Genomic DNA, 8,645 nt, shown 5'->3' with positions numbered 1-8,645 from the left:
CCCGAACAGGACCGTGAAACAACTCCACGCCGATGATAGTGCGGATTGCCCGTGTGAAAGTAGGTAATCGTCAGGCTCCTTATGCTGTAACGTCCAGAACCCCGGTCTCTCTCAACGAGAACCGGGGTTCTGGCGTTTGCGGCGGGCGAAGAACGCGACACACGTCAGGCAGGAAACAGAAAAGCCGTCCAGTGGACGGCTTTTTGCATTTACGCCTCGACTCACCGCTGAGCCAGAAATTTCGCCGCCAGGTGTACCCAAAACGACGATCCTACCGGTAGCAGTTGATCGTTAAAGTCATAGCTCGCGTTGTGCAACATGCAAGGGCCTGCGCCGTGTCCCGCATCCCGGTGGCCGCCTTCGCCGTTACCGAGAAATGCGTAGCAGCCGGGTTTTTCCAGCAGCATGAACGAGAAGTCCTCGGCGCCCATGGTTGGCTCGACGTTCGCGTCAACGTGGTCGGCGCCGACCACCTCTCGCATAACCTCTGCGGCAAACTGTGCCTCCGCGCTGCTGTTCACCGTCGGCGGATAGTTGCGATGGAAGGTGATGTCGACCGAGCAGTCGTACGCTTCAGCCGTGCTTTCGACGATCTTGCGTAGTCGCGACTCGATCAGGTCCAGCGTCTCCGTCGTGAAGGTGCGCACCGTTCCCGCGATCCATGCCGTGTTCGGCACCACGTTGACTGCATCGCCGGCATGAATCTGCGTGATCGAGAGCACGGCCGTATCGAGTGGCTTCTTGTTGCGCGTGATGATGCTCTGCAACCCGTTCGCGATCTGCACCGCCGTGAAGACCGGATCCCGGCCGTTGTGCGGCAACGCGGCATGCGAACCTACGCCTTTGATTTCGATCCGAAATTCGTTGCTCGAAGCCATAATCGGCCCTTCGGTCACGCCGAAGTAGCCAGCCGGCATGCCGGGCCAGTTGTGAATGCCGAAAACGGCATCCACAGGAAACTGCTCGAAGAGGCCATCTTCGATCATGGCTTTCGCGCCGGCACCGCCTTCTTCAGCGGGCTGGAAAATGAAGACGATCGTGCCGTCGAACTGTCCGTGCCGCGCGAGATATTGGGCTGCGCCAAGCAGCATCGCCGTGTGGCCGTCGTGGCCGCACGCGTGCATCTTGCCTTCGTTGCGCGAGCGATGATCAAACGTGTTGAGCTCCTGAATCGGCAACGCGTCCATATCAGCGCGCAATCCGACCATACGCTTGCCACTGCCGCGCTTGAGCACACCGACGACGCCGGTCTTGCCCATGCCGCGATGCACTTCAATGCCCCATTCTGTGAGTTTCGCTGCGACGAGGTCGGAGGTCTGGGTTTCTTCGTAGCGCAGTTCGGGGTGCGCGTGGATCGTTCGTCGGAGGCCCTGAATTTCGCCTTGGGCGGCCTGGATTTCCGGAATCAGTTTCATGGCGGACGGTGCTCAAAAAGTGGGCGCCCGGCCTTGTCTCCAAACCAGGCCGGATCTAGACGGACCATTCTACGCCGAACCTTTTTTTTCGCGCCAACCCACATGGCGCGGACAGGGCGCGCGCCCTGGACATAATAAAATCGCACTTACGACAGAACGCCTCACCCATGGATTTCCGATGAACGCCCCAGCCGAATTTGCGCGTGCAGTTTGCCCGCACGATTGTCCAGATACCTGCGCGATGCGCGTGACCGTTGAAAACGGCCGGGCGATCAAGGTGAGCGGCGACCCCGAGCATCCGCCCACCCAGGGCGTGCTGTGCACGAAAGTGACCCGCTATGCCGAGCGAGTACATCACCCGAAGCGTTTGACGCAGCCGATGAAGCGGGTCGGACGCAAGGGGGAAGGGCGTTTCGAGCCGATCAACTGGGACGAGGCCAACCGGATCGCCGCCGAACGCCTCGGCGAAATCGCGCAGCGCGCGCCCGAAGCCATCCTGCCGTACAGCTATGCCGGCACGATGGGACTCGTTCAGGGCGATAGCATTGCACAGCGCTTCTTTCACAAGCTCGGCGCGTCGCGTCTCGATCGAGCGATCTGCGCGGCGGCGGGCGCCGCCGGCCTGCGTTATACATTCGGCTCGAGTCTCGGCATGCTCACGGAGTATTTCGCAGAAAGCGAAGTAATCCTGATCTGGGGCGCCAACCCGATCGCGTCGAACCTGCACTTCTGGACCCGCGCGCAAGAAGCGAAACGCAACGGCGCGAAGCTGATCGCGATCGACCCGTATCGCTCGCTGACGGCCGAGAAGTGCCATCAGCACATTGCGCTCAAGCCCGGCACAGACGGCGCGCTCGCACTCGGCATGATGCACGTTCTGATCACCGAGGACCGGCTCGACCACGACTACATTGCGGCACATACCCACGGCTTCGACGCGCTGAAGGCGCGTGCACTCACCTACACGCCAGCGCGCGTCGCCGGGATCTGCGGCATCGAGGAACACGTTGTCGTCGATCTCGCGCACCTCTACGCCTCGACGCGCAAGGCGGCAATCCGCATGAACTATGGCCTGCAACGCGTGCGCGGCGGCGGCAATGCCGTGCGTGCCATCGCCTGCCTGCCCGCGTTGACCGGCGCGTGGCGCGAGCGCGCGGGCGGCGTGCTGCTTTCGTCGTCGGGCTGGGCCCCCGTCGATACAAACGCCCTACAGCGTCCAGATCTGATTCCGGGCTGGCCGCAACATCAGCCGCGTATCATCAACATGAACCAGATTGGCGACGCCCTCACGCACGCAGGCGATGCCGCATTCGGGCCGAAGGTCGAAGCGATCGTCGTCTACAACTCGAATCCGGTTGCGGTTGCGCCCGAGTCGGCGAAGGTCGCCGCCGGCTTTGCGCGCGAGGACCTCTTTACCATCGTGCTCGAGCAGTTCCAGACCGACACCGCCGATTACGCTGACCTGCTGCTCCCAGCTACTACCCAGCTCGAGCATCTCGATGTGCACAAGTCCTACGGCCATACGCACGTCATGGCGAACCTGCCTGCTATTGCGCCCGTTGGAGAGGCGCGGCCGAATACCGAGATCTTCCGTTCCATCGCGCGCGCGATGGGCCTGACCGAGCCGGCGCTGTTCGAAAGCGACGAAGACGTGGCGGCCCACGCATTCGACTGGAGCGACTCCGCGCTAGGCGGCGCCGACTGGGCGGCGCTCAAGCGCGAAGGCTGGCTGAAGCTGAACATTCCCGAAGCGCCGTTCGCGAACGGCGGTTTTCGCACGCCCACGGGCAAATGCGAGTTCCATAGCGAGGCACTTGCGAAGGATGGGCTCGATCCACTGCCCGATTATCTGCCGCCGCACGAGTCGGCGGACGGCGCGCCCGAGCTTGCCGCGCGTTATCCGCTCGCGATGATCTCGCCGCCCGCGCGCAACTTTCTGAACAGCACCTTCGTGAACGTGGAGAGCCTGCGCGCGACCGAAGGCGAGCCGCACGTGGACCTCCATCCGGCCGACGCCGCCCGCCGCGAGATTACCGACGGCGACGAGGTTCGCGTGTTCAACGACCGCGGCTCGATGCGCGCGCGGGCGCGTGTGACCGACCGGGTGCGCAAGGGCCTCGTGGTGGGCCTGTCGATCTGGTGGAAGAAGCTGGCGCCGGACGGCCGTAACGCCAACGAGGTGACGAGCCAGGCGCTCACCGACCTCGGCGGCTCGGCGACTTTCTACGATTGCCTTGTCGAGGTCGAGCGCGCCTGAAAGTGCCTCACGACACGGTAAGCGGCCCCGCAATGCGCGTTCGAGGGGCCTTTCTAACTCGCTGATTTGCTGACATAAAAGCTGGGTCGCCATGCTACGATCCAATTTTTTAGCACGACCATTCGAAAAATCAAGGAGGAGACGCTGCATGGAAAAAGTCTGGCTGAAATCGTACCCGCCCGGCGTTCCCGCTGAAATCGACGCGAGCCGTTACGCGTCCATCACCGCGTTGCTCGAGGAGAGCTTCAGCGAATTCCGTGCAAAGCCCGCTTTCGCGTGCATGGGCAAGACGATCACCTACGGTGAGCTGGACCAACTCTCCCAGCGTCTGGCCGCGTGGTTCCAGTCGCGCGGCATTGCACGTGGCGCGCGCATCGCGCTCATGATGCCCAACGTGCTGCAGTATCCGGTCGCGCTGGCCGCAGTACTGCGCGCGGGCTATGTCGTCGTCAACGTGAACCCGCTCTACACGCCGCGCGAACTCGAACACCAGTTGAAGGACAGCGGCGCCGAGGCGATCGTCGTCCTCGAGAATTTCGCCGGAACCGTGAGCGCGGTTATCGCCAATACGCGTGTGAAGCATGTGCTGGTCGCGACGATGGGCGATCTCCTTGGCGCGAAGGGCTTCGTCGTCAACTTCGTTGTGCGGCGCGTGAAGAAGATGGTGCCCGCCTGGAGCCTGCCCGGCCATGTGCGCTTCAACGACGCGCTCTCCGAAGGGGCGCGCAAAGGCTTCAAGCGCGTCGAGCAGACGCTCGAGGACGTCGCCTTCCTTCAGTACACGGGCGGCACGACCGGTGTGGCCAAGGGCGCGACGCTGTTGCATGGCAATCTGGTCGCCAACGTGCTGCAGTCGGCGGCATGGACCGAGCCCGCGCTTGCGAAACTGCCATCCGGTACGCAGCCGGTGACGGTCGCGGCGCTGCCGCTTTATCACGTGTTCGCGCTGACTGTGTGCGGGCTGCTGACGCTGCGCACCGGCGGTCTCGCGATCCTGATTCCCAATCCGCGCGATATCGGCGGCATGATCAAAGAGTTGCGCGGCTACTCGATCACGTGTTTCCCCGCGGTCAACACGCTCTACAACGCGATGCTCAACCATCCGGAATTCGGCAATCTGGACTTCACGCACCTGCTCGTTGCAAACGGCGGCGGCATGGCCGTGCAGGAAGCCGTGGCCAAGCGCTGGTACGAGCGCACGCATACGCCGATCGTCGAAGGCTACGGGCTCTCTGAAACCTCACCCAGCGTGACCTGCAATCCGGTCACGGCAACGGAATACACCGGCACGATCGGCTTGCCTTTGCCATCCACTGAAATCTCGATTCGCGACGACGCCGGCAACGAACTGCCGATTGGCGAAGCCGGTGAGATCTGCATCCGCGGGCCGCAGGTGATGGCGGGCTACTGGCAGCGTCCGGAAGAAACGGCGAAGGTCATGACGCACGACGGCTACTTCAAGTCGGGCGACGTCGGCCTCATGAATGCGAGCGGGTACATCAAGCTCGTCGACCGCAAGAAGGACATGATTCTGGTCTCGGGCTTCAATGTCTATCCGAACGAAGTCGAGGACGTCGTGGCGAAGCTGCCGGGCGTGTTCGAAGTGGCGGCGGTGGGCGTGCCAGACCAGAACTCGGGCGAGGCGGTGAAGCTCTATATCGTCAAGAAGGATCCGGCGCTCACCGACAAGGACGTGTTCGAGTACTGCAAGACGCAGCTCACCGGCTACAAGCGGCCGAAGATCATCGAGTTCCGCAACGATCTGCCCAAGAGCAACGTCGGCAAGATCCTGCGCCGTGAGTTGCGCGACGGTCGCGCCTGAAAGCGCCACGAACGCAGCGAGAAAACGGCCTGCTCCCTGAGGGGCAGGCCGTTTTCTTTTGCCGTTTGCCAGGCGCGCCAAACGAGGCTGCGCCAAAGAAAAAAGGCGCCCGGAGGCGCCTTCGAGATTACAGCGACTGTTCTTATTAGAACTTGTGACGGATACCGATGCGAGCCGTGAACACGTTGTTGCTCGTCGACGCGGTCAGGTTGTTGATCGAAGCGACAGCCGAGACGTCGTTCGAGTTCGTGCCCGTAGCGTGTTGGTAGACGCCGACCAGGTAGACGTCCGTACGCTTCGACAGGAAGTAGTCCGTGCCCAGCGCGTACTGGAAGTACTTCGCGCCGCTGTTGCTCGAGCCGTTGGCCAGGGCGACGCTGCTGCCGTCCGTATAGTCGAACGCGAACCCTGCGAGCAGAGCCGGCGTGAACTGATACTTGAAGTTCGCTTCGACGTTGTTGAACGTAGCGTTCGCGCCGTGCTGATAGGCCGGCGTGCCGGTGATCGTGACTGCGCCGAGGTTGCGGAAGCTGACGTTCGAGTACGTCAGGCCGAACGTGGCTGCGCCAAAGGTGTACGCGCCGCCTGCACCGATGACCTGGTACGTGTTGGCCGTCTGGAAGCCCGAATACACCGGAGCCACTGTGCTCTTCAGCGCTACGGCCGGCGGCGTCGTCGTGGTGCCGCCGTTGTTAAACAGGCCGCCCGTCGCTGCCGGCGTGCGTGCGTTCAGGTAGCCAACGCCGAGGGTCAGCGGACCGTTGTTGTAGCCCGCGCCCAACGACCAGATCTGGTTGTGCGTGAAGTCGCCAGCCTGACCGCCGAAGCTGTACGTGCCACCGAACGTCAGGCCGGCGTAGTTCGCGCTGGTGAACTTGACCGTGTTGTTCGTGCGGTATGCGTTGTTGAAGTTGTCGAGGTCATCCGGGTGAGCCACGATGTAGCCGCCCCACTGGTCGCCAGCTTCGAGCGGACCGACGTAGTCGACAATGGAGTCGTACTGGCGACCCAGCGTGACCGTGCCGAACTGCGAGCTGGAGAGACCGACGTAAGCCTGACGGCCGAACATCAGGCCGCCCTGGCCGAGCGCACCGCTGTTCACGTCGAAGCCGTTTTCGAGCACGAAGACTGCCTTCAGGCCGCCGCCGAGGTCTTCAGCGCCGCGCAGGCCAAAACGGCTGCCTTGCAGAACGCCGCTCGACAGGTTGTACAGGTGATGGCCACCCGAATTCGTGTTGATGTTGAAACCTTCGTCGATGATGCCGTACAGCGTGACGCTGCTCTGAGCGTGAGCAACGCCCGCGAACGCGCCAAGCGCAGCCAGCGCGAGAAGCGACTTCTTCATTGAATGATCTCCAGTGTTTGCGAATCTTTTGCGTCTTTTAACAGGACCAGTTTTTTATAGTGCGGGGTCCTGTCCTTCTAACTTCGCGAGAAGTTGGCATGTAATGTAACAAAAGGGTTAATAGTCACAAAGGAAAAGCCGGGGCCTCGCTAAGTACCTGTTTCGTTTACACAACATGGTCTAGAATATGCGGCTATCTATCGGCGCTGCCCCGGATTGACGGATCTCCGCGAGTTTGTGTAGAGGTGAAAGGGCAGTCCGGGCGAGCGAGAAATCCGCCTCGCCAACGAAACGAAAGGGAGGCTGGATGACGCTAGATGATTTGATTACTGAATTCGACCGGGGCCTACGTTCGCTCACCGGCGTGTCGCGCATGACGCGCCCGATGCCGCAGCCGTCCCCCGTTACGATCGAAGTGACGCCCGAGGGCGATGCGATGCCAGCCGGCAGCGAACTCACGGCCGCCGAGCGCACGCATGCCGCCGGCCTCATGCGCGTGAATCACGTGGGCGAAGTGTGTGCCCAGGCGCTATATCAGGCGCAAAAAATCTCGGCGCGCTCGCCCTCGCTCAGGGCTGCCTTCGAGCAGGCCGCGCGCGAAGAAGAGGATCACCTTGCGTGGACCTCTCGCCGTCTGCAGGCGCTCGATTCGCGTCCGAGCCTGCTCAATCCGCTTTGGTACGCTGGCGCGCTCGCGATCGGCTTCGCCGCCGGGCGGCTCGGCGACAAGGTGAGTCTCGGCTTCATGGCCGAAACCGAGCGCCAGGTCGAGCACCATCTCGACAGCCACCTCGATAGCCTCCCGCCCGCCGATCTCGAGTCGCGTGCGGTCGTCGAGCAGATGCGCGCCGACGAAATCTCGCACGCGAAATCGGCCACCGATCTGGGCGGAGTCGAACTGCCGCTGCCGGTGCGTTCGCTAATGCGTGTAGCATCGAAAGTCATGACGCGCACCGCCTATTACATCTGATTAGACGGTCTGGGCCGGCAATCGCTGTCGGCCCAAACCTGAATTAATCTTTCAGAGCTTTCAGCTCCTGGTTTTAATCCCCGCAAGTCCCCACTCGATCCCGCCGTAGGCCGTTTATCGCCGCGCTTTTCACGTATCACCTTCAGAACCTGCGTTAGCTCATTCATTCATAACGCTTTTTGGCTTTTGTGCCGACTTCAACAAGTGCCGCTAAGTCCTTGTTCTAGCGGATAAATTTCGTCAAAAAACGTCTGGTCTCCCTTGACCCTCGTTAGGTGTTCCTCTAAAGTGGGAGACAGTGTGAGAAAGTGTATTTTTGTGTGATTTCGGGCGCGTATTCAGGTAGATTTTCCGAGATTTAGGCGGGCGGCGAAAAGCGCCGCACTAGGGGGAGCAAATTGTTCCAGGGGGCGTCGGCGCTGACACTCGATGCGAAAGGACGGATGTCGATTCCGTCTCGCTATCGGGAAGCGCTGCAACAACAGGCAGAAGGACGGGTGACGATCACCAAGCACCCGGACGGCTGCCTGTTGCTATTTCCGCGCCCCGAATGGGAAGTGTTCCGCTCGAAGGTCGCCGCCTTGCCGATGGATGCGCACTGGTGGCGCCGCATTTTTCTCGGCAATGCATCCGATGTCGATGTCGACAGTGCGGGTCGCGTGCTCGTCTCACCTGAATTACGTCTGGCGGCAGGAATGGAAAAGGAAGTCATGCTGCTTGGCATGGGTAGTCATTTTGAGTTGTGGGATGCGCAGACCTACGCCGCCAAGGAACAGGCGGCGATGGCCCAGGGCATGCCCGACGCCCTGAAAAATTTCACGTTCTGATCGCGGTTA

6 protein-coding genes are annotated in these 8,645 nt (G+C 61.8%); 4 read left to right on the top strand and 2 right to left on the bottom strand.

Annotation, left to right across the window (positions count from 1 at the left end):
* Positions 1 to 221: 221 nt before the first annotated feature.
* The gene (locus JMY28_RS36050; protein ID WP_201700654.1) at positions 222 to 1,415 is read right to left on the bottom strand and encodes a M20 aminoacylase family protein; all 1,194 of its coding nucleotides are present in this window, start codon (positions 1,413 to 1,415) and stop codon (positions 222 to 224) included.
* Positions 1,416 to 1,593: 178 nt separating this feature from the next.
* Between JMY28_RS36050 and JMY28_RS36045 the strand changes: the two genes are divergently transcribed.
* Together JMY28_RS36045 and JMY28_RS36040 are read left to right on the top strand one after the other, a co-directional pair.
* Complete coding sequence (locus JMY28_RS36045; RefSeq protein WP_201700653.1) at positions 1,594 to 3,672, top strand: molybdopterin-containing oxidoreductase family protein; 2,079 nt, start codon at positions 1,594 to 1,596, stop codon at positions 3,670 to 3,672.
* Positions 3,673 to 3,820: 148 nt separating this feature from the next.
* On the top strand, positions 3,821 to 5,494 hold the full coding sequence (locus tag JMY28_RS36040; RefSeq protein WP_201700652.1) for a long-chain fatty acid--CoA ligase: 1,674 nt from the start codon (positions 3,821 to 3,823) through the stop codon (positions 5,492 to 5,494).
* A gap of 145 nt (positions 5,495 to 5,639) precedes the next feature.
* On the opposite strand, the gene JMY28_RS36035 is transcribed toward JMY28_RS36040, so the two are convergent.
* Complete coding sequence (locus JMY28_RS36035; RefSeq protein WP_201700651.1) at positions 5,640 to 6,839, bottom strand: porin; 1,200 nt, start codon at positions 6,837 to 6,839, stop codon at positions 5,640 to 5,642.
* 307 nt (positions 6,840 to 7,146) lie between these two features.
* Between JMY28_RS36035 and coq7 the strand changes: the two genes are divergently transcribed.
* Both coq7 and mraZ read left to right on the top strand, forming a co-directional pair.
* A complete protein-coding gene (gene coq7, locus JMY28_RS36030; protein ID WP_201700650.1) occupies positions 7,147 to 7,809 on the top strand; it encodes a 2-polyprenyl-3-methyl-6-methoxy-1,4-benzoquinone monooxygenase in 663 nt (220 codons plus the stop codon).
* A 398-nt stretch (positions 7,810 to 8,207) separates the two neighbouring features.
* A complete protein-coding gene (mraZ, locus tag JMY28_RS36025) occupies positions 8,208 to 8,636 on the top strand; it encodes a division/cell wall cluster transcriptional repressor MraZ (RefSeq protein WP_028207782.1) in 429 nt (142 codons plus the stop codon).
* Positions 8,637 to 8,645 lie beyond the last annotated feature (9 nt).

Source organism: Paraburkholderia hiiakae (genome assembly GCF_904848665.1).
Lineage (GTDB): Bacteria > Pseudomonadota > Gammaproteobacteria > Burkholderiales > Burkholderiaceae > Paraburkholderia > Paraburkholderia hiiakae.
The sequence above is the reverse complement of the archived record's forward strand: the minus strand, read 5'-3'. Positions and strand labels throughout refer to the sequence as shown.

Excerpts from the sequence above, each read along its gene's own strand:
- JMY28_RS36050 (WP_201700654.1), bottom strand. The coding sequence starts at position 1,415 with ATGAAACTGATTCCGGAAATCCAGGCCGCCCAAGGCGAAATTCAGGGC.
- JMY28_RS36045 (WP_201700653.1), top strand. The coding sequence starts at position 1,594 with ATGAACGCCCCAGCCGAATTTGCGCGTGCAGTTTGCCCGCACGATTGT.
- JMY28_RS36040 (WP_201700652.1), top strand. The coding sequence starts at position 3,821 with ATGGAAAAAGTCTGGCTGAAATCGTACCCGCCCGGCGTTCCCGCTGAA.
- JMY28_RS36035 (WP_201700651.1), bottom strand. The coding sequence starts at position 6,839 with ATGAAGAAGTCGCTTCTCGCGCTGGCTGCGCTTGGCGCGTTCGCGGGC.
- coq7 (WP_201700650.1), top strand. The coding sequence starts at position 7,147 with ATGACGCTAGATGATTTGATTACTGAATTCGACCGGGGCCTACGTTCG.